Annotated in this window: 18 protein-coding genes and 1 riboswitch; of the genes, 15 read left to right on the forward strand and 3 right to left on the reverse strand. The window is 71.3% G+C overall.

Translation table 11 applies throughout. The features are described from left to right. The first annotated feature begins 74 nt into the window (after positions 1-74). The 8 genes from shc (at position 75) to ACFPIH_RS50150 (ending at position 9125) form a co-directional block, all read left to right on the forward strand. Positions 75-2090 carry a squalene--hopene cyclase gene (gene shc, locus ACFPIH_RS50115; protein WP_381181943.1) on the forward strand — a complete coding sequence of 672 codons (2016 nt, stop codon included), beginning with the start codon at positions 75-77 and terminating at the stop codon, positions 2088-2090. Continuing rightward, positions 2090-2731 carry a phosphorylase family protein gene (locus tag ACFPIH_RS50120; protein WP_381181941.1) on the forward strand — a complete coding sequence of 214 codons (642 nt, stop codon included), beginning with the start codon at positions 2090-2092 and terminating at the stop codon, positions 2729-2731. Before shc ends, ACFPIH_RS50120 begins: the two co-directional genes overlap by 1 nt. 5 nt (positions 2732-2736) lie before the next feature. After that, a complete protein-coding gene (gene hpnH, locus ACFPIH_RS50125) occupies positions 2737-3759 on the forward strand; it encodes an adenosyl-hopene transferase HpnH (protein WP_381181939.1) in 1023 nt (340 codons plus the stop codon). 4 nt (positions 3760-3763) lie between these two features. Continuing rightward, a complete protein-coding gene (gene ispG / locus ACFPIH_RS50130) occupies positions 3764-4921 on the forward strand; it encodes a flavodoxin-dependent (E)-4-hydroxy-3-methylbut-2-enyl-diphosphate synthase (protein WP_381181937.1) in 1158 nt (385 codons plus the stop codon). Between the two features lie 27 nt (positions 4922-4948). Next, positions 4949-6910, forward strand: coding sequence for a 1-deoxy-D-xylulose-5-phosphate synthase (gene dxs, locus ACFPIH_RS50135; protein ID WP_381181935.1), 1962 nt, complete (start codon positions 4949-4951; stop codon positions 6908-6910). Further along, complete coding sequence (locus ACFPIH_RS50140) at positions 6907-8292, forward strand: aspartate aminotransferase family protein (protein ID WP_381181933.1); 1386 nt, start codon at positions 6907-6909, stop codon at positions 8290-8292. The genes dxs and ACFPIH_RS50140 overlap by 4 nt, the downstream gene beginning before the upstream one ends. 81 nt (positions 8293-8373) lie before the next feature. Beyond that, positions 8374-9006, forward strand: a complete 633-nt coding sequence (locus ACFPIH_RS50145; RefSeq protein WP_381181931.1) for a helix-turn-helix domain-containing protein — start codon at positions 8374-8376, stop codon at positions 9004-9006. Beyond that, entirely contained in the window at positions 9003-9125 is a 123-nt protein-coding gene (locus ACFPIH_RS50150) for a DUF6126 family protein (RefSeq protein ID WP_381181929.1), read from the forward strand. Before ACFPIH_RS50145 ends, ACFPIH_RS50150 begins: the two co-directional genes overlap by 4 nt. 14 nt (positions 9126-9139) lie before the next feature. Here the strand turns inward: ACFPIH_RS50150 and ACFPIH_RS50155 are convergent, their stop codons facing one another. Further along, on the reverse strand, positions 9140-9937 hold the full coding sequence (locus ACFPIH_RS50155) for a tyrosine-protein phosphatase (protein WP_381181927.1): 798 nt from the start codon (positions 9935-9937) through the stop codon (positions 9140-9142). Positions 9938-10159: 222 nt separating this feature from the next. Here ACFPIH_RS50155 and ACFPIH_RS50160 point away from each other — a divergent pair, with 222 nt between their 5' ends. The 4 genes from ACFPIH_RS50160 to ACFPIH_RS50175 all read left to right on the forward strand — a co-directional run bounded on the left by ACFPIH_RS50160 (position 10160) and on the right by ACFPIH_RS50175 (position 15493). Further along, entirely contained in the window at positions 10160-12250 is a 2091-nt protein-coding gene (locus tag ACFPIH_RS50160) for an alpha-galactosidase (RefSeq protein ID WP_381181925.1), read from the forward strand. A gap of 302 nt (positions 12251-12552) precedes the next feature. After that, positions 12553-12711: riboswitch (cyclic di-AMP (ydaO/yuaA leader) on the forward strand. A 4-nt stretch (positions 12712-12715) separates the two neighbouring features. Further along, a complete protein-coding gene (locus ACFPIH_RS50165) occupies positions 12716-13711 on the forward strand; it encodes a peptidoglycan DD-metalloendopeptidase family protein (RefSeq protein WP_381181923.1) in 996 nt (331 codons plus the stop codon). Between the two features lie 162 nt (positions 13712-13873). After that, entirely contained in the window at positions 13874-14581 is a 708-nt protein-coding gene (locus ACFPIH_RS50170; RefSeq protein WP_381181922.1) for a DUF6250 domain-containing protein, read from the forward strand. Between the two features lie 126 nt (positions 14582-14707). Next, positions 14708-15493 (forward strand): SGNH/GDSL hydrolase family protein, encoded by a 786-nt coding sequence (locus ACFPIH_RS50175; RefSeq protein WP_381182050.1) that lies wholly within the window; start codon positions 14708-14710, stop codon positions 15491-15493. A 116-nt stretch (positions 15494-15609) separates the two neighbouring features. Here the strand turns inward: ACFPIH_RS50175 and ACFPIH_RS50180 are convergent, their stop codons facing one another. Together ACFPIH_RS50180 and ACFPIH_RS50185 are read right to left on the reverse strand one after the other, a co-directional pair. Then, positions 15610-16221, reverse strand: a complete 612-nt coding sequence (locus ACFPIH_RS50180; protein WP_381181920.1) for a TetR/AcrR family transcriptional regulator — start codon at positions 16219-16221, stop codon at positions 15610-15612. 43 nt (positions 16222-16264) lie between these two features. Then, positions 16265-17446 (reverse strand): Glu/Leu/Phe/Val dehydrogenase dimerization domain-containing protein, encoded by a 1182-nt coding sequence (locus ACFPIH_RS50185; protein ID WP_381181919.1) that lies wholly within the window; start codon positions 17444-17446, stop codon positions 16265-16267. Positions 17447-17619: 173 nt separating this feature from the next. Between ACFPIH_RS50185 and ACFPIH_RS50190 the strand changes: the two genes are divergently transcribed. From ACFPIH_RS50190 to ACFPIH_RS50200, 3 genes are all read left to right on the forward strand, one after another. Next, the gene (locus tag ACFPIH_RS50190; RefSeq protein WP_381181917.1) at positions 17620-18813 is read left to right on the forward strand and encodes an MBL fold metallo-hydrolase; all 1194 of its coding nucleotides are present in this window, start codon (positions 17620-17622) and stop codon (positions 18811-18813) included. Positions 18814-18948: 135 nt separating this feature from the next. Next, entirely contained in the window at positions 18949-20286 is a 1338-nt protein-coding gene (locus ACFPIH_RS50195; protein ID WP_381181915.1) for a jacalin-like lectin, read from the forward strand. A 448-nt stretch (positions 20287-20734) separates the two neighbouring features. Next, the coding region (locus tag ACFPIH_RS50200; protein WP_385879100.1) for a sensor histidine kinase at positions 20735-22890 on the forward strand (2156 nt) is incomplete at its 3' end.

Raw genomic sequence — 22890 nt, forward strand, 5'->3', positions numbered from 1 at the left:
CGAGGCGAGTCACGCACCGGCCGACGGCGGACCCACAGCAGAGCACGACATGCACACTGCACGAAGGGGAAGCCATGACAGCGACGACCGACGGAAGCACCGGGGCTCTGCCGCCCCGCGCTGCCGCGGCCAGCGACACCGACATCACCATCCCCGTGGCGGCCGGGGTACAAGAAGCCGCCGTACGCGCGGTGCGGCGCGCCACCGACCATCTGCTCGCCCAGCAGGACGCCGAGGGCTGGTGGAAGGGCGACCTCGAGACGAACGTCACCATGGACGCCGAGGACCTGCTGCTCCGTCAGTTCCTGGGCATCCGCGACGAGGCCACCACCCAGGCCGCCGCCCGGTTCGTCCGGGGCGAGCAGCGCGACGACGGCACCTGGGCCACCTTCTACGGCGGCCCGTCCGACCTCTCCGCCACCGTCGAGGCGTACGTCGCCCTGCGGCTGGCCGGCGACGCCCCCGAAGCGCCCCACATGGCGAAGGCGTCCGCGTGGGTCCGCGACCGGGGCGGCGTCGCCGAGGCCCGGGTGTTCACCCGGATCTGGCTGGCCCTGTTCGGCTGGTGGAAGTGGGAGGACCTGCCCGAACTCCCGCCGGAGCTCCTGTACTTCCCGAAGTGGTTCCCGCTCAGCATCTACAACTTCGGCTGCTGGGCCCGGCAGACGATCGTCCCGCTCACCGTCGTCTCCGCCAAGCGCCCGGTGCGCCCGGCGCCCTTCCCGCTCGACGAACTCCACACCGACCCCGCGAACCCCAACCCGCCCAAGCCGCTTGCCCCGGTGAACAGTTGGGACGGGCTCTTCCAGCGCCTCGACAAGGTGGTCCGCGGCTACCGCAGTGTCGCGGTGCGCCGGCTGCGCGGGTCGGCCCTGAACTCCGCCGCCCGCTGGATCATCGAGCGGCAGGAGAACGACGGCGCCTGGGGAGGCATCCAGCCCCCGGCGGTCTACTCCGTGATCGCCCTGCACCTGCTCGGCTACGACCTCGAACACCCCGTGATGCGGGCGGGCCTGGAGTCGCTGGACCGCTACGCCGTGTGGCGCGAGGACGGCGCCCGGATGATCGAGGCCTGCCAGTCGCCGGTGTGGGACACCTGCCTGGCGACCATCGCGCTCGCCGACGCAGGGCTTCCGGCCGACCATCCGCAACTGGTCAAGGCCGCCGACTGGATGCTCGGCGAACAGGTCGTACGGCCCGGCGACTGGTCCGTACGGCGGCCCCAACTGCCGCCGGGCGGCTGGTCGTTCGAGTTCCACAACGACAACTACCCCGATATCGACGACACCGCCGAGGTGGTCCTCGCGCTGCGCCGGGTCGCGCACCCCGACCCGCAGCGGATGGAGAAGGCCATCGCGCGCGGTGTGCGCTGGAACCTCGGGATGCAGTCGCGCAACGGCGCCTGGGGCGCGTTCGACGTCGACAACACCAGCAAGTTCCCCAACCGGATGCCGTTCTGCGACTTCGGGGAGGTCATCGACCCGCCGTCGGCGGACGTCACCGCGCATGTCGTCGAGATGCTCGCCGTCGAGGGACTGTCCCACGATCCGCGCACCCGGCGCGGCATCGGGTGGCTGCTCGCCGAACAGGAGCCGGACGGCTCGTGGTTCGGCCGCTGGGGCGTCAACTACGTCTACGGCACCGGCTCGGTGGTGCCCGCGCTGACCGCCGCCGGACTGCCCGTGCAGCACCCGGCGATCCGTCGCGCGGCCGCCTGGCTGGAGCGGGCCCAGAACGACGACGGCGGCTGGGGCGAGGACCTGCGCTCCTACCAGGACCCCGCCCGGTGGAGCGCCCGCGGCGCCTCCACCGCCTCCCAGACCGCCTGGGCGCTGATGGCGCTGCTCGCGGCGGGGGAGCGGGACTCCAAGGCCGTCGAGCGGGGCGTCGCCTGGCTCGCCGAGACCCAGCGGGAGGACGGCTCCTGGGACGAGCCCTACTTCACCGGCACCGGCTTCCCCTGGGACTTCTCCATCAACTACCACCTCTACCGCCAGGTCTTCCCACTGACCGCGCTCGGCCGCTACGTCCACGGGGAGCCGTTCAGCAAGAAGTCCGGCCCCACGGCTTCCGAGGCCAAGGGGGGCTGATGAGTACGCAGCCCGTTCCGGCACCGCTGCTGATCGCCTGCGCGCTCGGCATCGAGCACCTCGCCCTGCGCATGGGCGACCGCAGCGGGGCCGCCGGGCCTGTGACCGTCCTGCGCACGGGCATGGGGCCGAAGGCGGCCGAGCGCTCCGTCACCCGGGTTCTCGCCGACCCGGTGCTGAGCGGCGCGGCCGTCCTGGCCACCGGCTTCTGCGCGGGACTCGCACCGGGAATGCACCCCGGCGACCTGGTCGTCGCCGAGGAGACCCGTGATCCACGCGGCCGGGTGCCCTGCGTCGGCACCGAGCTGCTCGTCAAGGAACTCGTGCGCACACTGCCCGGGCGCACCGTCCACACCGGGCCCCTCACCGGCTCCGACCACGTCGTCCGTGGACACGAGCGGGCCGATCTGCTCGCCACCGGCGCCATCGCGGTCGACATGGAGTCGGCGGCCACCCTCCTGAGCGCCGTACGCGCGGACGACCGTCCGGTTGCGGCCGTACGGGTGGTCGTGGACGCTCCTGAACATGAACTCGTCCGGATCGGCACGGTGCGCGGTGGAATATCAGCTTTCCGCGTTCTTCGTTCCGTTCTGCCTGCTTTTTTCGAATGGCACCGTAATGTGCTGCTCCCCCGGAGGTGAGCCGAATGGCCATGCCGTTGCGCCAGTCCATCAAGGTCGCTACCTACCTCGCCGAACAGAAGCTCCGCAAGCGGGACAAGTTCCCCCTGATCGTGGAGCTGGAACCGCTCTTCGCCTGCAACCTCAAGTGCGAGGGCTGCGGCAAGATCCAGCACCCGGCGGGCGTGCTCAAGCAGCGCATGCCGGTCGCCCAGGCGGTGGGCGCGGTGCTGGAGTCCGGCGCGCCGATGGTGTCCATCGCGGGCGGCGAGCCCCTGATGCACCCTCAGATCGACGAGATCGTCCGGCAGTTGGTCGCGAAGAGGAAGTACGTCTTCCTCTGCACCAACGCCATGCTGCTGCGCAAGAAGATGGACAAGTTCAAGCCGTCCCCCTACTTCGCGTTCGCCGTGCACATCGACGGGCTGCGCGAGCGGCACGACGAGTCGGTGGCCAAGGAGGGCGTGTTCGACGAGGCCGTCGCGGCCATCAAGGAGGCCAAGCGGCGCGGCTTCCGGGTCACCACCAACTCGACCTTCTTCAACACCGACACCCCGCAGACCATCATCGAGGTGCTCAACTTCCTCAACGACGACCTGCACGTCGACGAGATGATGATCTCGCCCGCCTACGCCTACGAGAAGGCACCCGACCAGGAGCACTTCCTGGGCGTGGAACAGACCCGCGAGCTGTTCAAGAAGGCGTTCTCGGGCGGCAACCGCAAGAAGTGGCGGCTCAACCACTCCCCGCTCTTCCTGGACTTCCTGGAGGGCAAGGTCGACTTCCCGTGCACCGCGTGGGCGATCCCGAACTACTCGCTCTTCGGCTGGCAGCGCCCCTGCTACCTGATGAGCGACGGGTATGTCCCGACGTACCGCGAGCTGATCGAGGACACCGACTGGGACAAGTACGGCCGCGGCAAGGACCCGCGCTGCGCCAACTGCATGGCGCACTGCGGTTACGAGCCCACCGCCGTCCTCGCCACCATGGGCTCGCTGAAGGAGTCGCTGCGCGCCATGCGCGAGACGGTCTCCGGGAACCGGGAGTGAGCACATGACCGCCGTCTCCCTCGGCGTCCCCGAGATGCCGGTCCGGCCGATCGCCGAGCGGCGGGTGTCGCGGCAGATCCAGGTCGGGCCGGTGGCGGTCGGGGGCGGGGCCCCGGTGTCGGTGCAGTCGATGACGACGACCCGTACGTCCGACATCGGCGCCACCCTCCAGCAGATCGCCGAACTCACCGCGTCCGGCTGCCAGATCGTCCGCGTCGCCTGCCCCACGCAGGACGACGCGGACGCGCTGGCGACCATCGCCCGCAAGTCGCAGATCCCGGTGATCGCGGACATCCACTTCCAGCCGAAGTACGTGTTCGCGGCGATCGAGGCGGGCTGCGCCGCCGTCCGCGTCAATCCCGGCAACATCAAGCAGTTCGACGACAAGGTGAAGGAGATCGCGCGCGCCGCGAAGGGCCACGGCACGCCGATCCGGATCGGGGTCAACGCCGGTTCCCTGGACCGCCGTCTGCTCCAGAAGTACGGCAAGGCCACCCCGGAGGCGCTCGTGGAGAGCGCCCTGTGGGAGGCGTCCCTCTTCGAGGAGCACGACTTCCGTGACATCAAGATCTCCGTCAAGCACAACGACCCCGTGGTGATGGTCGAGGCCTACCGGCAGCTGGCCGCCCAGTGCGACTACCCGCTGCACCTGGGCGTGACGGAGGCCGGCCCGGCGTTCCAGGGCACGATCAAGTCGGCGGTGGCCTTCGGCGCGCTGCTCTCGCGTGGCATCGGCGACACGATCCGCGTCTCGCTGAGCGCGCCCCCGGCGGAGGAAGTCAAGGTCGGCATCCAGATCCTGGAGTCGTTGAACCTCCGGCAGCGGCGCCTGGAGATCGTCTCCTGTCCGTCGTGCGGGCGCGCCCAGGTCGACGTCTACAAGCTGGCCGACGAGGTCACGGCCGGCCTGGAGGGCATGGAGGTCCCGTTGCGGGTCGCCGTCATGGGGTGCGTGGTGAACGGCCCCGGCGAGGCGCGGGAGGCGGACCTGGGGGTCGCCTCCGGCAACGGCAAGGGACAGATCTTCGTCAAGGGCGAGGTCATCAAGACCGTCCCCGAGTCGAAGATCGTGGAGACCCTCATCGAGGAGGCGATGAAGATCGCCGAACAGATGGAGCAGGACGGCGTCGCGGCGGGGGAGCCGGCCGTCACCGTGAGTTGAACAGCACGGACCGAAGGGGGCCCGAGCGTGACGATCCTGGAGAACATCCGGCAACCACGCGACCTGAAGGCGCTGTCCGAGCCGGAACTAGGTCAACTGTCCGAAGAGATCAGGGAGTTCCTGGTGCACGCGGTCGCCAGGACCGGCGGGCACCTCGGGCCCAACCTGGGGGTGGTGGAACTGACCGTCGCGCTGCACCGCGTCTTCGAGTCACCGGTGGACCGCATCCTGTGGGACACCGGCCACCAGAGCTATGTGCACAAGCTGTTGACGGGCCGTCAGGACTTCTCGAAGCTGCGCGGCAAGGGCGGTCTGTCCGGCTACCCCTCGCGTGAGGAGTCCGAGCACGACGTCATCGAGAACAGCCACGCCTCCACCGCCCTCGGCTGGGCCGACGGGCTCGCCAAGGCCCGCCAGGTGCAGGGCGAGAAGGGGCATGTGGTCGCGGTCATCGGGGACGGCGCGCTCACCGGCGGGATGGCCTGGGAGGCGCTGAACAACATCGCCGCCGCCAAGAACCGGCCGCTGATCATCGTCGTCAACGACAACGAGCGCTCGTACGCGCCCACCATCGGGGGGCTCGCCAACCATCTGGCGACCCTGCGCACCACCGACAGCTACGAGAGGGTGCTGGCCTGGGGGAAGGACGTACTGCTGCGGACCCCGGTGGTCGGGCCCACGGTGTACGAGTCGCTGCACGGCGCGAAGAAGGGCTTCAAGGACGCCTTCGCCCCGCAGGGCATGTTCGAGGACCTCGGGCTGAAGTACGTCGGGCCGATCGACGGACACGACCTGAAGGCCGTCGAGTCCGCGCTGCGGCGCGCCAAACGGTTCCACGGGCCCGTGCTGGTGCACTGCCTGACAGAGAAGGGGCGCGGCTACGAGCCCGCCATCGCCCACGAGGAGGACCACTTCCACACCGTCGGCGTGATGGACCCGCTGACCTGCGCGCCGCTCACACCGTCCAACGGGCCTTCGTGGACGTCGGTGTTCGGGGACGAGATCGTGCGGATCGGCGAGGAGCGCGACGACGTCGTGGCGATCACGGCGGCCATGCTGCACCCGGTGGGGCTCGGGAAGTTCGCCGAGCGCTTCCCGGACCGGGTGTGGGACGTCGGCATCGCCGAGCAGCACGCGGCCGTCAGCGCGGCCGGCCTCGCGACCGGCGGTCTCCATCCCGTCGTCGCCGTCTACGCCACCTTCCTCAACCGCGCCTTCGACCAGCTGCTGATGGACGTGGCACTGCACCGGTGCGGGGTGACGTTCGTGCTGGACCGGGCCGGCGTCACCGGCGTGGACGGCGCCTCGCACAACGGCATGTGGGACATGTCCGTGCTCCAGGTCGTGCCCGGGCTCAGGATCGCCGCCCCGCGCGACGCGGACCAGCTGCGCGCCCAGCTGAGGGAGGCCGTCGCGGTGGACGACGCGCCGACCCTCGTCCGCTTCCCGAAGGAGTCGGTCGGACCGGAGATCCCGGCGGTCGACAAGGTCGGCGGCATGGACGTGCTGCACCGGGCGGAAGGGGCGGAGGTACTCCTGGTGGCCGTCGGGGTGATGGCGCCGGTGTGCCTCCAGGCCGCCGAGCTGCTGGCGGCGCGCGGCATCAACTGCACGGTCGTGGACCCCCGTTGGGTGAAGCCCGTCGACCCCGCGCTGCCCGCCCTCGCCGCCGCGCACCGGCTGGTGGCCGTCGTTGAGGACAACAGCCGTGCCGCGGGCGTCGGTTCGGCGGTCGCACTCGCGTTGGGCGATGCCGAAGTCGACGTGCCCGTACGGCGGTTCGGCATCCCGGAGCAGTTCCTCGCGCACGCCAAACGCGGCGAGGTGCTCGCCGACATCGGCCTCACGCCGGTCGAGGTCGCCGGACGGATCGGCGCGAGCCTGGCCGTCAAGGACGTCGACGGCTCTGTGGCCGACGGCCCCGCGGTCAACGGCTCTGCGGTCAACGGCTCTGTGGTCGACGGTTCTGTGAAGGAGAAACACGCATGACCAAGGAGTTCGACCTCGCGGCGCTGCTGGCCGAACGCGGAGCCGAGCGCTACGAGCTGCACGCCAAGTACCTCAACCACCAGCTCCCGCGCATGCTGCACACCATCGGCTTCGACAAGGTCTACGAGCGGGCCGAGGGCGCCCACTTCTGGGACGCCGACGGCAACGACTACCTGGACATGCTCGCCGGGTTCGGGGTGATGGGCCTGGGCCGCCACCACCCCGTCGTCCGCAAGGCGCTGCACGACGTCCTCGACGCCTCCCTCGCCGACCTCACCCGCTTCGACTGCCAGCCGCTGCCCGGGCTGCTGGCCGAACGCCTGCTCGCCCACAGCCCGCACCTGGACCGGGTGTTCTTCGGCAACAGCGGCACCGAGGCCGTCGAGACCGCCCTGAAGTTCGCCCGCCGGGCCACCGGAAAGCCGCGGATCCTCTACTGCGACCACGCCTTCCACGGTCTCACCACCGGCTCGCTCTCCGTCAACGGCGAGGACGGCTTCCGCGACGGCTTCGCCCCGCTGCTGCCCGACACGGCCGTACCGCTCGGCGATCTCGACGCGCTGGCCAAGGAGCTGAAGCGGGGCGACGTGGCCGCCCTGATCGTCGAGCCGATCCAGGGCAAGGGCGTGCACGAGGCCCCGCCCGGCTATCTGCGCGCCGCGCAGGAACTGCTGCACCGGCACAAGGCGCTGCTCATCGCCGACGAGGTGCAGACCGGGCTCGGCCGGACCGGCGACTTCTACGCCTACCAGCACGAGGACGGCGTCGAGCCGGACCTGGTGTGTGTGGCCAAGGCGCTCTCCGGCGGCTACGTGCCGGTCGGCGCGACGCTCGGCAAGGACTGGATCTTCAAGAAGGTCTTCTCGTCCATCGACCGGGTACTGGTCCACTCGGCGAGCTTCGGCTCCAACGCCCAGGCGATGGCGGCGGGGCTCGCGGTCCTGTCGGTGATGGAGAACGAGCAGATCGTGGCCAACGCGCGCGTGACGGGCGACCGGCTGAGGTCCCGGCTGGCCGCGCTCACCGACACCTACGAGCTGCTCGCCGACGTCCGCGGCCGGGGCCTGATGATCGGCGTCGAGTTCGGGAAGCCGAAGTCGCTGAAGCTGCGCAGCCGGTGGGCCATGCTCCAGACCGCGCGCAAGGGACTCTTCGCCCAGATGGTGGTCGTCCCGCTGCTCCAGCGGCACCGCATCCTCACCCAGGTCTCCGGCGACCACCTGGAGGTGATCAAGCTGATCCCGCCGCTGGTCGTGGACGAGGCGGACGTGGACCGGTTCGTCGACGCGTTCACCGACGTGATGGACGACGCGCACAGCGGGGGCGGGCTGATGTGGGACTTCGGGCGGACGCTGATCAAGCAGGCGGTGGCCAACCGGTAGGCGCTCCGCGAGGGCTCCTTGGGGTTTTGCCTCTGAGGCAAGGAATTTGCCGCAGAGGCAAAGGTCCGGCTGAATGGACGTATGAGTCCGCTCGAGCCAGATCCAGAGCCGGGGCCGGAGCAGGGGCCCGATGCCCTTCCCGCCGTGGCACCGCAGTTGCGGTCGCTGCGCCGACGGGCCGCGCTCACCCTGGAGGCCGCCTCCCGCGCCGCCGGGCTGTCGCCCGCCCACCTCTCCCGGCTGGAGACCGGGCAGCGCCAGCCCTCGCTGCCGATGCTGCTCGCACTCGCCAGGGTCTACGGTACGACGGTTTCGGAACTGCTCGGCGAGACGGTCGCCGAACGGGACGCCGTGGTGCGCGCCGCCGACATGGAGCCCACCCGCGCGGGGGGCTGGACGTACTGGCAGGCCGGCGCGTCCGGACGCGGGATGCAGGCCCTGCGCGTGCACGTTCCGTACGGCTCCCAGGGCGACATCGTGCGGGTGCACCCCGGCGAGGAGTGGCTGCACGTCCTCAGGGGACGGCTGCGGCTGCGGCTGGGGGACACCGCGCATCTGCTCGGGCCGGGCGACAGCGCGCACTTCGACTCGCTGACCCCGCACCGGCTCGCCGCACAAGACCCCGACGGGGTTGAACTGCTCTTCGTCCACACCCTGCTGCAGAGCCCCACGGCTGCCTTGTGCCTGGGCCCGACCCCTGGAGAGATGCCATGAGCGACATGGAGGAACGGTTCCCGCGCAGTCTCTGGATCCGGCTGATCATCTACATCGCCGTCGGGCACGTGTTCGCGGCGTTCCTGTGGCTGCTGTTCGAGGTGGGGGCCAACAAATAGAGGCACCGGTCGCGTCAGTCGAGGAGCCGCTCGCGCAGCCGCTGCCGGGTCTCGGGGGCGAGTCCGAGTCCCTCCGCGAGATACGCGTCGACCCCGCCCCAGGTCTCCTCGATGGTCTCGAACGCCGCCGTCAGGTACTCCGCGCGGGCGTCGAAGAGCGGGCTGAGCAGCTCCATCACCTCGGGCGTGTACGCGCTGGCGGCCGAGCCGCTGCGCCGCACCCGGTAGCGGCGGTGCTTGGCGTTGGACTCCAGGTAGTCGGCGACGATCGCCTCGCGCTCCACGCCCAGCGCCAGCAGCGTCACCGCGATGGACAGGCCCGCGCGGTCCTTGCCGGCCGCGCAGTGCATCAGGGCCGGGACGCTGTCCTCGGCGAGCGAGTGCAGCACCCGGGTGTGCTCCGCCGTGCGCTCGGTGACGATCGAGCGGTAGGAGGCGATCATCCGGTTCGCGCCCCTGCCGTCGCCGAGTATCCCGCGCAACTGGTCGAGGTCGCCGTCGCGGACCATCTTCCAGAACTCCGAGCCGTCCGCCGGGTCCGACAGCGGCAGGTTCACATTGCGCACGCCCGGCAGCTCGACGTCCGGGCCCTCCAGCTTCTGGTCCGCCGCGTTGCGGAAGTCGAAGATCGTGTGCAGGCCCAGGGAAGCCAGGAACGCGGCGTCCTCGTCGGTCGCGTGGGCGAGATGGCCACTGCGGAACAGCACGCCCTGCCGCACCCGCCGGCCGTCCACGGTCGGCAGACCTCCGACATCACGGAAGTTGCGTACACCGGTCAGTTCGGGCTCGGTCGACGGGATCTGCTGCGTCACGGGGGCTCCCTCCCGGTCGGGGCCGCGTCGGCACGGCTCGTGGTGGCCGACGGACCTACCCGACCATACGACATGGATTCCCCGGGCAACGAGTTGTCCACAGGCGGACGAATCCCTCCGTCTCCCCAGGTGAACGGTTTGTCCACAGCCGTTGCAGGGCAGGGCGTCCGCGCCTGATGATGTTGGGGCTTGGTTGCACCTGTTCGATTCAGTGGGGGTTTGATGCCCGAGACCGTGAAGCCCGAGATCGTCGCGGGCGACCGCACCTGGGTCCTTTCGGGGCCCACGAGCAGCTACGCCCTCCATCTCACCGAGGCCGACGAACTGCTCCACCTGCACTGGGGCCCGCGCATCGCGCTCGCCGACGCCGTGGCCCTGGCCGCCCGTCCGCCGTCGGCCCGCGGCGCCTCGTTCGAGTCCCCCCTCGACGGCCGCGAGGAGTACCCGGCCGAGGGCGGCCCCCGGTTCGTACGGCCCGCCCTGTCCGTGCGCACCGCCGAGCGCCGCGGCACCGAATGGACGTACGAGTCGTACGACGCAGAAGGGGCCGAGCTGCGGCTGCGCTTCCGGGACGCCGGTCTCGGCATCACCCTGCACTACCGGCTGCGCGGCGACGTCGTCGAGCGCTGGACGACCCTCGTCAACGAGGGCGAGGAGCCGGTGGAGCTGCTGCGCGCCGACTCCGCGACCTGGACCCTGCCCGAGCGCGACGACTGGCGGCTGTCCCAGCTGCACGGCCGCTGGGCCGCCGAGTCCCGGCTGACGCGCGCCCCGCTCACCTACGGCGAGAAGGTCATCGGCAGCCGCCGCGGCCACACCGGTCACCAGCACCTGCCCTGGGTCGCCCTGGACACCGACGCGACCGAGGAGCGCGGCGAGGTCTACGGCTGCGCCCTCGGCTGGTCCGGCTCCTGGCGGATCGCCGTCGCCCAGCTGCCGGACGCGCGCGTGCAGATCACCGGCGGTGCCGGCTACGACGACTCGGGCCTGCTGCGCCTCGCGACGGGGGAGTCCTTCACCACGCCCGTCTTCGCCGGTCTGTGGAGCGACGGCGGCTTCGGCGGCGCCAGCCGCACCTGGCACGCCTATCAGCGCGAGCACATCGTCCCGGACGCCGAGCGGGACCGGCCGGTGCTGTTCAACTCCTGGGAGGCCACCTTCTTCGACATCTCGGAGGAGCAGCAGACCACCCTGGCCCGGCGCGCCGCGGAGATCGGCGTGGAGCTGTTCGTCGTGGACGACGGCTGGTTCGGGGCCCGCACCAGCGACCGTGCCGGCCTCGGCGACTGGTGGCCCAACCCCGACCGCTTCCCGCACGGTCTGAAGCCCCTCGCCGACCGGGTCCACGCCCTCGGCATGCAGTTCGGCATCTGGGTCGAGCCCGAGATGGTCAACCCGGACAGCGACCTCTACCGGGCACACCCCGACTGGGTGCAGTTCCAACCGGGACGAAAGCGGACGGAGTTCCGCAACCAGCTCATGCTGAACCTCGCACGCGAGGACGTTCAGGAGTACCTCTGGGAGCGGCTCGACGGCCTCCTCTCCAGCGCGCCCGTCGACTACGTGAAGTGGGACTTCAACCGCTGCTTCACCGACGCCGGCTGGCCGGACGACGCCTACCCGCAGCGCCTCTGGGTCGACCATGTGCGGGCCCTGTACGGCCTGCTCGACCGGCTGCGGGCGGCCCACCCGGGTGTCGCCTTCGAGTCCTGCTCGGGCGGCGGCGGGCGCATCGACCTCGGCATCCTCGGCCGCACCGACCAGGTGTGGACCTCCGACAACACCGACCCGCTGGACCGGCTCGACATCCAGCACGGCTTCAGCCAGATCCACCCGGCCCGGGTCATGGCCGCCTGGGTCACCGACAGCCCCAACGTCCAGCTCAACGGCCGGGCCAGCTCGCTGCGGTTCCGTTTCGTCAGCGCCATGGCAGGGGTGCTCGGGGTCGGCGGCGACCTCACCGAGTGGAGCGAGGAGGAACTCGCCGAGGCCCGGCGGTGGGTGGAGCTCTACAAGGAGATCCGTCCGCTCGTGCAGCACGGCGACCTCCACCGGCTGCGGCCCCCGGCCGGCGGGCTGAGCGCCGTCCAGTACGTGCGCGGCGACGAGAGCGTCGTCCTCGCCTGGCTCCAGGCGCAGCGGTTCGGCGAGCCCGTCCCCGCGCTGCGACTGCGCGGACTCGACCCGACAGCGTCGTACGAATGCCGCGAAACGGGCGAAGTTCACCGAGGTGCGGTGCTGCTCCATCATGGTCTGCCGACCGGGCTGCGCGGTGACCTCGATGCGACGGTTATCCGGCTGCGCCGCATCTGAGGTTTCTGTCCGGAATGGATCCTTCGTTCCAACTCGCTCTGGAATAGGGGATCCTGGGGTATACCACGTGAGCAGCGTCATATTCGTGACCGTGCGCTGTCCGTCATGTTCACGTAATGCGGGTGCTTTCCAAGGGTGTTAGGCGGAAAACGCGCTCCTGATTAACGGAGCGTCACTGGGAATTCTCACAGCGGATCAAGAGAAAGGCCTCAACAGGGCAACCTCTGCTTGTTCCTGTGCGTCTTGGTCGCTTACGTTCCACATCAATCCGGACGGACGCCTAATCCTGCCGCCGTCCGGAATCCGCACACTCACCCGTACCCGGCAGGAGCGGGGGACCCACAGGTAGAACCGCCTGTTCCGGTCTCCGGAACAGGCTTGGGGTAAAGCCGCGCCTTGCCGCGGCCGGACATCTCCAGTCCGCACCCGACAGCTCACCTCGCAGGCGCCGGAGAGGAATTCGTCATGCCCGCGAAGGGTAAGCACCGCCGTCCGAAGAGCCAGCGTTTCACCCGCTCCATAGCCGTCGCCGGAACGGGTGGCGCCGCCCTGGCACTCCCGTTGATGGGGGCCACCGGCGCCCATGCGGCGACCACGGAATCCGTTTCGGCGTCCGTTTCCGCCGCTGTTTCCGCCTCCGTTCCGCAAAAGGCCGTGCAGTCCGTGCCGGTCGCGCGGAAGACGGCGACCGCCAGAACCTACACCGTGCGGGCGGGCGACTACCTCGCCAAGATCGCCGACCAGCAGCACGTCAGCGGTGGCTGGCAGAAGCTGTACGCGGACAACCGTGAGGCAGTCGGCGACAATCCCTCGCTGATCCACCCCGGCCTCAAGCTGTCGATCGGCGCGAAGGCCGCCGCGACCGACACGTCGTCGTCCTCCGGTTCGTCGTCCTCCGGTTCGTCTTCGTCCGGTTCGTCTTCGTCCGGTTCCGCGACGTCGAAGTCGTCCTCCTCCGAGGCCTCGAAGTCTTCCGAGGCCTCCGACTCGCAGGCGTCGTCGTCCTCCGGGGCGTCCACCCAGGAAGTTGCGAGTGGCACCGGCAGCTCCAGCGGCTACACGCTCCCCGTCGCCGGCGCCACCATCGGCACCGGGTACCGCGTGGCCGGCAGCATGTGGTCCAGCGGCTACCACACCGGCGTCGACTTCGTCGTCCCGACGGGCACCTCCCTCAAGGCGGTCGCCGCGGGCACGGTCGTCTCCGCGGGCTGGGGCGGCGCGTACGGCAACCAGGTCGTCATCAAGCTCGCCGACGGCTACTACGCCCAGTACGCCCACCTGTCCCAGCTCTCCGTCTCGGCCGGGCAGGCCGTGACCGAGGGCCAGCAGGTCGGGCTCTCCGGCGCGACCGGCAACGTGACCGGCCCGCACCTGCACTTCGAGATCCGCACCACGCCGGACTACGGCTCCGACGTGGACCCGGTCGCCTACCTCCGCTCCCACGGCGTCACCGTCGGCTGACCCCGCCGACCACCACCTGCCTGACACGCTGCCGAAGGCCGGACCCCGATCCCCGGGTCCGGCCTTCGGTGTGCCGTCTGCGTGGCACGGTGGCCCGGCGGGTAGGGGGTAAGCGCTTTCTGTCATGTGCATCCCGTGCTGCCAAGTGAAGGAGTCGCTCGCATGACCACCACCCGTCGGGCCTTCGGAGCCCTTTCCGCAGGTGCCGCCCTGGCCGCCCTCGCTCCCGCCGGGCCCGTGAGCGCCGCGCCCCGCCGCGGTCGGCTGATCGCCCGCGACGACTTCCGCCACGGGCTCGGACGGTGGGCCGTGGAGCTGGAGCAGGGCGGCACCGTCACGGCCTCGCACGGGGTCCTGGAGGTCGACGTGCCCGCCGGGGCGACGATCTGGTTCCGACGGCCGCTCGAAGGGCCGTACGTCCTCGAATACGTCGCCACGCCCGTGGCCGAGGGCGGTGCCAACGACCGGGTCTCCGACCTCAACAACTTCTGGAACGCCGTCGACGTCCGCTCCCCGGACGACCTCTTCGCCACCCCGCGCGGCGGCGCGCTCGCCGAGTACGACTACCTCACGACGTACTACGTCGGCTACGGCGCCAACAGCAACACCACGACCCGGCTGCGCCGTTACGTCGGGCAGGCGGGGGTACGGCCGCTCATCCACGACTACACCGAGCCGCTGCTCGTCGCGGGCGAGCCGAACCGGGTGCGGATCGTCTCCGACGGTTCGGCCGTGCGGTGGTGGAACAACGGGCGGCTCGTCTTCGACCACACCGACCCGGAGCCCTACACCCGGGGGCACTTCGCCTTCCGGACCACCTGGAGCCACTTCCGCATCCGCAGCTTCCGCGTGTGGTCGCTTATTCCCTGATTGGCCAACTCTTTAGGAGTGGCTTATCTCACCGCACGTCAACCCCTTATTACGGTCGCGTAGGTCACATTGGAAGGTGAATCATGAGCGGCTGTGGCAGACGATTCGAAGAATGACAGCAGATCAGTGATCGGGTCGTACGTGGCGGTGGGGGACAGCTTCACCGAGGGCGTCGGCGACCCCGGCCCCGACGGGGCATTCGTCGGCTGGGCCGACCGGTTCGCGGTACTCCTCGCCGACCGGCGGCCCGAGGGACATTTCGAGTACACCAACCTGGCCGTGCGCGGGAAACTGCTCGACCAGATCATGGAGGACCAGCTTCCGCGGGCCGTGGAACTCGCCCCGGACCTGGTGACCTTCTGCGCGGGCGGCAACGACATCCTCCGGCCCGGCACCGATCCGGACGAGGTCGCCGAGCGGTTCGAGCGGGCCGTCGTCGCGCTGACCGCCGTCGCCGGCACGGTCTTGGTGACGACCGGGTTCGACACGCGGCGCGTCCCGCTGCTCAAGCACCTGCGCGGCAAGATCGCCACCTACAACGGACATGTGCGGGCCGTCGCCGACCGGTACGGGTGCCCCGTGCTCGACCTGTGGTCCCTGAAGTCCGTGCAGGACCGGCGGGCCTGGGACGACGACCGGCTCCACCTCTCACCGGAGGGGCACACGCGCGTGGCCCTGCGGGCCGGACTGGCCCTCGGGGTGGAGGTGCCGGCCGACCCCGAACAGGCGTGGCCGCCGCTGCCGCCCAGGGGGACGCTCGAGGTGCGGCGGGACGATGTGCACTGGGCGCGGGAGTATCTCGTGCCGTGGATCGGGCGGCGGCTGCGGGGGGAGTCGTCCGGGGATCATGTGACCGCGAAGGGGGCGCTGTCCCCCGAGGACATCAGGATGCGGATCGCTTCCGTGGCGTGAGGGCGGGGGCGGGAGCGGTGGAGGCGGGGTGTTTCTCGCCCCGCCGCCCCTACCCGTTCCCATCCCCAGGGGCTCTGCCCCCTGGACCCCCTGTCGGCCCTGAACAGGCCTCGTCCTCAAGCGCCGGACGGGCTGGGTGGGACGCTGAGCTCGTGGGTCAACGCCTCGTCGACCCAGTCCTGGGCCCTCGCCCGCGACACCGCGCCGGCGTACGACGTCAGTTGTACGGCGAGGCCGTCCAGGAGGGCCGTCAGGCGTAGGGCTGTCGCGGCGGGGTCCGGGCAGGTGAACTCGCCTGCCGCCACGCCCTCGGCGATCACCTCGGCGAGGGCCGCCTTCCACTCGCGGTCGAGGTCGCGGGCGACCTCCCGCAGCGCCGGTTCGCGCAGGGAGACCGCCCAGCCCTCGATCCACAGGCGCCAGCCCTTGGCCTGGCCCGTGGGCGCGTACCAGCGCACGGCGGAGCGAAGGCGGCGCAGGGCCGTGGTCCGGCGTCCGAGCAGTTTGCGCAGATGGGCCAGGTCGTCCTCGGCGGCGTACGCGAAGGCCGCGGCGACCAGCTTCTCCTTGGTCGAGAAGTGGTAGAGGACCAGCGCGTTGCTCACCCCGAGCGACGCGGCCACGTCGGCGATCCTGACCGCCGCCACGCCCCGCGCCTCGATCTGCTCGATGGCGGCCCGCAGCAGTTCCTCCCGCCGCTCCGCCACGCTCAACCGGACCCTCGCCACGCCGTCACCCTACACAGGCGCCCTGTGACATGGGCCGATGCGCTCAGCGGTACTGGCCGAACCGTTCCGTGATCACCGGCAGCCGCTCCGCCGCGATCGCGTGCGCGGCGGCCCGTGGCGTCGTGCCGTCCGCCTCGGCTCGGGCCAGCACCCGTTCCACCAGGGCGCGCATGGAGCGGCGGGTGTGGGCGAACGCCTCGTCCGCGTCCGCGCCGACGTCGCCGAACAGCGTCCACCACCACCAGGCGTTCGTCCCGGAGTTCACGACGACGTCCGGCAGGACACTCACCCCGCGCGCGTGGAGCAGCTCCTCCGCCTCCGGCAGCACCGGCATGTTGGCCGCCTCGGCGATCCAGCGGGCACCGATCCGCTCCTGCTCGGCCACCCCGATCGCGTACGACACGGCGGCCGGTACGAGCACCTCCGCGTCCGTCGACAGCCAGGCGTCGCCCGGCAGTTCAAGGTCGCCGGGGCGGAGTACGGCGCGGTCCACCGCGCCGTGGCCGTCCCGGGCCGCCAGCAGCGCCTCCACGTCCAGGCCGTCCGGGTTGGCGATCGTGCCCTTGACGTCGGCGACGGCCACCACCGTCAGCCCCGCGCGCGTGAGGAAGCGCGCCGTGGCCCCGCCCATGGTGCCGAGCCCCTGGAGGGAGACGCGCGTCCCGGTGTACGCCACCCCGGCCCGGTCCAGGGCCGTCAGCACCGACTCGGCGACCCCGCAGCCGCCGACCAGCTCGTCCAGGCCGATCCCGTCCACCTCGACGGCGAAGGCCTCGGCCAGCCGGGCGCGGGCCGTCGTCTCGTCGTCGAGCAGCGGGTAGACGGCCTGCACGGAGGACACAAGACCCGCCTCGGCGGCGGCCCGGTCCACCAGGTCCTGGGACAGGCCCAGGTCCTCGCCCGTGGTCCAGCAGCTCTCGACGTACGGCCGCACCGCCCGCAGGTAGCGCACCAGCAGCCCGTACGCCTCCGGGTCCCGGGGGTCGCAGTCGATGCCGCCCTTGGCCCCGCCCAGCGGGACGTAGCGGGCCCGCGGGTCGTAGTGCAGCGCCTCCTTGAGGCTCATACCGCGCGCGAGCCCGGTCACCTCCCCCAGGGTGCAGCCCTCCCGCATCCGCAGCCCGCCGCTGCAGACACCGCGCACGAGCCGGTCGACGACCAGGAACCCCTGGCGGCCGGTGACGTCGTCCGTCCAGGTGAGGGACAACAGGGGGGCGGCGGCCATACGGACTCCTCGCGGGGATCTTCAGGGGGACTCTCAGGGGAGCTTCGGGGGGATTTCCAGAGAGTTGTTACTGAACAGCGAGTCAGTATCGGGAGGCGGGGCGGGGGCTGTCAACGCGTTGTCGGTGGGGGCGACCATAATGGAATGACTCAGCGACTCCACCTGGAGGTACCGTGTCCGGTTTCCGTTCCCTGCGCTCCGGGCTCCGCGCTCTGCAGCCCGAGGCCTTCGGCGCGGACCCGAGCGGTGAGCGCATGGCGCGCATCCGCAGATCGCCCCACTTCAAGGACGGGGTCTTCCAGAACCCCGGCGGCCTGGCGCGCACCCGCCCCTCGGGTTCCATGGTCGACTTCGCCAAGGTCTTCTTCGACAGGGAGCAGCGGCCCCGCCGCGCCCCCGCGGGCACCGTGCCGGTGCACGCCACGACCGTCGCCGACCTCGCGAAGCCGCCCGCCACCGGCCTCAGGGTGACCTGGCTGGGCCACTCCAGCGTGCTCGCGGAGATCGACGGGCAGCGCGTGCTCTTCGATCCGGTCTGGGGCGAGCGCTGCTCCCCGTTCTCCTTCGCGGGCCCCAAGCGGCTGCACCCGGCCCCGCTCCCGCTGGCCGCGCTGGGCCCGGTCGACGTCGTCGTCATCTCCCACGACCACTACGACCACCTGGACCTGCCCAGTATCAAGGAGCTGGCCGGTACCGACACCCTGTTCGCGGTGCCGCTCGGCGTCGGCGCCCACCTCGAACACTGGGGTGTGTCGCCCGACCGGCTGCGCGAGCTGGACTGGCACGAGGCGACCGAGGTCGGCGGACTCACCCTCACCGCCACCCCGGCCCGTCACTTCTGCGGCCGCGGCCTGCGCAACACCCAGCACACCCTGTGGGCGTCCTGGGTCGTGGCCGGCGAGGAGCACCGGATCTACCACAGCGGCGACACCGGCTACTTCGAGGGCTTCAAGGACATCGGCGCCGAGCACGGTCCGTTCGACACGGCGATGATCCAGATCGGTGCGTACTCGGACTTCTGGCCCGACATCCACATGACCCCCGAGGAGGGGGTGCGCGCCCACCTCGACCTCCAGGGCGGCGACCCGGCGGGCGTCCTGCTGCCCATCCACTGGGGCACCTTCAACCTGGCCACGCACGCGTGGGCCGACCCGGGCGAGTGGACGAAGGACGCCGCCGAGGACGTCGCCCAGGCCGTGGCGCTGCCGCGGCCGGGCGAGCCGTTCGAGCCGGGCGGTGTCCTGCCCACCGACGCCTGGTGGCGGGCCGTGTCGGGGCCGGTCACCCGCTCCTGGCGCCGCCCGCAGGGTCCCGACCTCACACCGGAGGTCACCCGGGTGGACGTCGACCTGGCCGGCGAGCGGTGAGGTCGGAGAGAGGCATTCCGTACACCTGAGCGACGTTCATGTTTTGCTGTCGCGGGGGGTGTGTCCACAGGGTTTGCCAGTACATTTTGGCATGCTCATCACACCCCCCTTGTGGTGCCTCTCAGGAGATTCCCCATGCGCAGACTCTTCGCCTGTCTGGTGGCCGCGGCGGCGGCTCTCGGCGGGCTGACGGCGGCGGCCTCCCCCGCCTCCGCCGCCGGTTCGGGCAGCTTCAGCGTGCTCACGTACAACGTCGCCGGCCTGCCCGAGTGGCTGTCCAGCGCGTCGACGCCGCGTGACACCAGCACGACCGAGATCGGACGGCGCATCGCACCGTACGACATCGTCAACGTCCAGGAGGACTTCAACTACCACGCCTACCTGTACTCCACCGACACCCACCCCTACCGCACCGCCACCAGCGGCGGCGCCGGCATCGGCAGCGGCCTCAACACCGTCTCGGACCACGCCTGGGACGGCGACGACTTCGAGCGCGTCGGCTGGAACGACTGCCAGATCGACTCCGGGGACTGCCTGACCCCCAAGGGCTTCACCTTCATGCGGGAACGCCTCGCCGAAGGGGTGTACGTCGACTTCTACAACCTGCACACCAACGCCGGCACCAACGACGGCGACCTGGCGGCCCGCGCGGCCAACCTCGCCCAGCTCACCTCGTTCATCTCCACCCACTCCGCGGGCAACGCCGTCGTGGTGATGGGCGACACCAACACCCGCTACACCCGCTCCGGCGACACCATCGCCGAGTTCGCCGCCGCCAACGGTCTCACCGACGCCTGGGTCCAGCTGATCCGCGGCGGTGTCGCCCCCGTCAAGGGCAGCGACGCGCTCGTGTGCGACCAGACGGGCGCCACCGTGCCCAACACCTGCGAGGTCGTCGACAAGGTCCTCTACCGCGGCAGCAAGCTGGTCACCCTGGGCGCGACCTCGTACGACAACGAGCACGCCAAGTTCCTCAACTCCGACGGGCTCATGCTCTCCGACCACGACCCGGTCACCGTCGGCTTCACCTGGTCGCAGAACTCCGCCTTCGAACTGAGCGACCAGTTCGGCGGCCCGCACGGCGACTACTACCAGGACATCGACAGCGTCCCCGCCGCCGCCCGCGCCACCAAGATCTCCCTGCGTGCCGGATCCCGGGTCGACCAGGTCGGCATCACCTTGGGCAACGGCACCACGCTCACCCACGGCGGCACCGGCGGCACGGCCTCCTCACTCACCCTCGCGAGCGGCGAGTACGTCACCACCGCCTACCTCTGCCAGGGCCAGAAGGACGATCACACCCGGATCTTCTACGCCAGGTTCACCACGAACCTCGGCAACACCCTGGCCGGCGGCACCACCACCTCCGACTGTGTGACCCGTACCGCTCCCACCGGCTGGCAGATCGCCGGCTTCCACGGCCGCGCCGGCGACGAGCTCGACAAGGTCGGTTTCATCTACACCAAGCGCTGAACCTCCCGCCGACACCCCGCACGGCTCCTGCGCCCCGGTGCGCAGGAGCCTTCGCTCGTTCTGCTCGCGAGTGGCGGCCTCCGGTCAAGGCCAAGAATGATACGGAGAGTGATTATTCGGGGGTGGGGGGTAGGAGCGGTGAGGTGCCGATGGCGGCCTGGATAGGGTGGTCGTCAGGGGGGGCGGGAGGTGAAGGGCTCTCCAGACCCGGTGTTTTTTCGTGGCCGTCCCTGAACAGCTCTGATCGGTTTCTTTTCCGATTTGTTCGCGGGTGGGGCGAGGTCGTCGATCTGTCGTGCGAAGCGTCATACCAGGGTGGGACGCTCGGTGCAGGAGTTTGTCAACTGCCCGCCGCACATGATGGGTTGCCGACTACTGTGAGTCGCCGTCGGGCGACGCGATGGCGCATGCCCGACAGCGAGCACAGGGCAACCACACAAGGACACCGATGTCTCACCTCCGCGCACCCGCCGCACGCGCAGACCGCCGTGAGGGCGGGCGGCACGGGCGACCGGCCGTCCGCACCGCACCCGCGCCGGCCGAGACGCACATACGGCCCCAGTTGCTGAGGCTCGCCGTGCTGCCGCCCACCGCGGTCGCCCTCAGCGCCAGCGCGGTCGTCCTGTTCACCGTGCGCTCCAGCGGCATCCGGCCCGGCGCCGTGCTGTGGGCGGTGCTGGCCTGCGCGCTCGCGGTGACCTGCGCGGGCATCGCGATCGCCGCGGTGGCCGCCGACCGCGCCGCCCGCTCCGTCAGCGACCGGGTCGCCGCGCTGCGCCGCAACAGCGCGCGCGGCGAGGCGGACCTGCGCGCCCTCATCGAGGGGCTGCGGCGCGGCGAGGCGCCGCCCGCGCAGCGCAGGTCGCGCGGCGGGCCGCCCCGCGACGCGGACGACTTCGAGCTGCTCGCCGCCGACCTCGCCCAGGCGCACGAGGGGGCCGTCACGGCGGTCGTCCAGGCGTCGCGGCTGTCCAGCCAGGCCGGCAGCGAACAGAAGCTGGAGGTCTTCGTCAACCTCGCGCGCCGGCTTCAGTCGTTGGTGCACCGGGAGATCTCGATCCTCGACGAGCTGGAGAACGAGATCGAGGACCCCGAACTCCTCAAGGGCCTCTTCCACGTCGACCACCTCGCCACCCGGATCCGCCGCCATGCCGAGAACCTCGCCGTGCTCGGCGGGGCCGTCTCCCGGCGGCAGTGGAGCAACCCCGTCTCCATGACCGAGGTGCTGCGTTCCGCCATCGCCGAGGTCGAGCAGTACTCCCGGGTGCGGCTGGTCCCGCCGGTCGACGGCGAACTGCGCGGACACGTCGTCGCCGACGTCATCCATCTCCTCGCCGAACTCGTCGAGAACGCCACGGTGTTCTCGGCCCCGCACACCCAGGTGCTGCTGCGGGCCAACCTCGTCACCTCCGGGCTCGCCGTGGAGGTCGAGGACCGGGGTCTCGGTATGCCGGTCGACGAGCAGAGCCGGATGAACGCCCTGCTCGCCGACCCCGACCAGGTCAACGTGGGCCGTCTGCTGGCCGACGGCCGCATCGGCCTGTTCGTCGTCTCCCAGCTCGCCCGCCGGCACGGCATCCGGGTCCGCCTCCAGTCCAACATCTACGGCGGCGTCCAGGCGGTACTCGTCGTGCCCCAGGCACTCCTGGGCTCGGCCCCGAACGCCCTCGGGGCCGTATCGGCCGTATCGGCCGTACCGCAGGAGACGCCGGCCCATGGCACGTCGCGTGCGGACGGGCCGGCGGGCGTCGGCGCAGCGCACGAGCGGTCCCAGCCTGCCCCGGTGGGGGAGGCGCCAGGGACCGGCCGTCCGGTTCTGCCTCTGCCGAGGGAATTGGCAGGGGCTGACCGTCCGGTGCCGTCTCGGCCGAGGGAGGCGGCAGGGGCTGACCGTCCTGTTCCGCCTCTGGCGGGGGAGGCGGCGCGGAGTGATCGGACGGCGTCACCCCTGGAGAGGGAGGCTGCGCGGGTGGACCGGGCGACGTCGACTCCGGCGGGGGAGGCGGCGCGGGCCGAGCGGACTGCGCCGCGCCCGGTTGGCCCGCGGGACAACGCCGGGGCGGACCGCTCACCGGCTCGGTCGGCGGCCCCGCATCGGCCCCAGGCACTGCCGCAGCGTCCGACCGAGGCCGCGCAGTTCGGACACCGACGCCCACCGCTCCGGCGGTCGGCCGGTGACCCGGGGCAGCCGGCTTCCGCCGCCTCACCGGCTCCGCGGCCCGCCGACTCCGAGGGGCGGTGGGCGGACGCCTCGAACTTCGTGCCGGGCACCTCGGCTCCGGCGGCTTCGACGCCCGCCTCGTTCGCGGCTTCGCCGCCAGCGGCCCCGGCTCCCGGCTCGTTCCCGGCTTCCGCCTCGGCCCCGACGGCCTCGACCTCCGCTTCGTTCCCGGTCTCGCCGCCAGCGGCTTCGACGCCCGCCTCGTTCCCGGCCTCGGCCCCGACGGCCTCGACCTCCGCTTCGTTCCCGGTCTCGCCGCCAGCGGCTTCGACCTCCGCCCCGTTCCCGCCCCCGGTGGCCGCGACCCCCCCCCCCCCCCCCCCCCCCCCCCCCCCCCCCCCCCCCCCCCCCCCCCCCCCCCCCCCCCCCCCCCCCCCTCCCCC

Origin of the sequence: Streptomyces vulcanius, from assembly GCF_042653945.1 — a bacterium.
Classification (GTDB): domain Bacteria; phylum Actinomycetota; class Actinomycetes; order Streptomycetales; family Streptomycetaceae; genus Streptomyces; species Streptomyces mangrovi.

Coding starts and splice junctions, on each gene's coding strand:
- shc (WP_381181943.1), top strand. CDS start 75: ATGACAGCGACGACCGACGGAAGCACCGGGGCTCTGCCGCCCCGCGCT.
- ACFPIH_RS50120 (WP_381181941.1), top strand. CDS start 2,090: ATGAGTACGCAGCCCGTTCCGGCACCGCTGCTGATCGCCTGCGCGCTC.
- hpnH (WP_381181939.1), top strand. CDS start 2,737: ATGGCCATGCCGTTGCGCCAGTCCATCAAGGTCGCTACCTACCTCGCC.
- ispG (WP_381181937.1), top strand. CDS start 3,764: ATGACCGCCGTCTCCCTCGGCGTCCCCGAGATGCCGGTCCGGCCGATC.
- ACFPIH_RS50140 (WP_381181933.1), top strand. CDS start 6,907: ATGACCAAGGAGTTCGACCTCGCGGCGCTGCTGGCCGAACGCGGAGCC.
- ACFPIH_RS50145 (WP_381181931.1), top strand. CDS start 8,374: ATGAGTCCGCTCGAGCCAGATCCAGAGCCGGGGCCGGAGCAGGGGCCC.
- ACFPIH_RS50150 (WP_381181929.1), top strand. CDS start 9,003: ATGAGCGACATGGAGGAACGGTTCCCGCGCAGTCTCTGGATCCGGCTG.
- ACFPIH_RS50160 (WP_381181925.1), top strand. CDS start 10,160: ATGCCCGAGACCGTGAAGCCCGAGATCGTCGCGGGCGACCGCACCTGG.
- ACFPIH_RS50165 (WP_381181923.1), top strand. CDS start 12,716: ATGCCCGCGAAGGGTAAGCACCGCCGTCCGAAGAGCCAGCGTTTCACC.
- ACFPIH_RS50170 (WP_381181922.1), top strand. CDS start 13,874: ATGACCACCACCCGTCGGGCCTTCGGAGCCCTTTCCGCAGGTGCCGCC.
- ACFPIH_RS50185 (WP_381181919.1), bottom strand. CDS start 17,446: ATGGCCGCCGCCCCCCTGTTGTCCCTCACCTGGACGGACGACGTCACC.
- ACFPIH_RS50195 (WP_381181915.1), top strand. CDS start 18,949: ATGCGCAGACTCTTCGCCTGTCTGGTGGCCGCGGCGGCGGCTCTCGGC.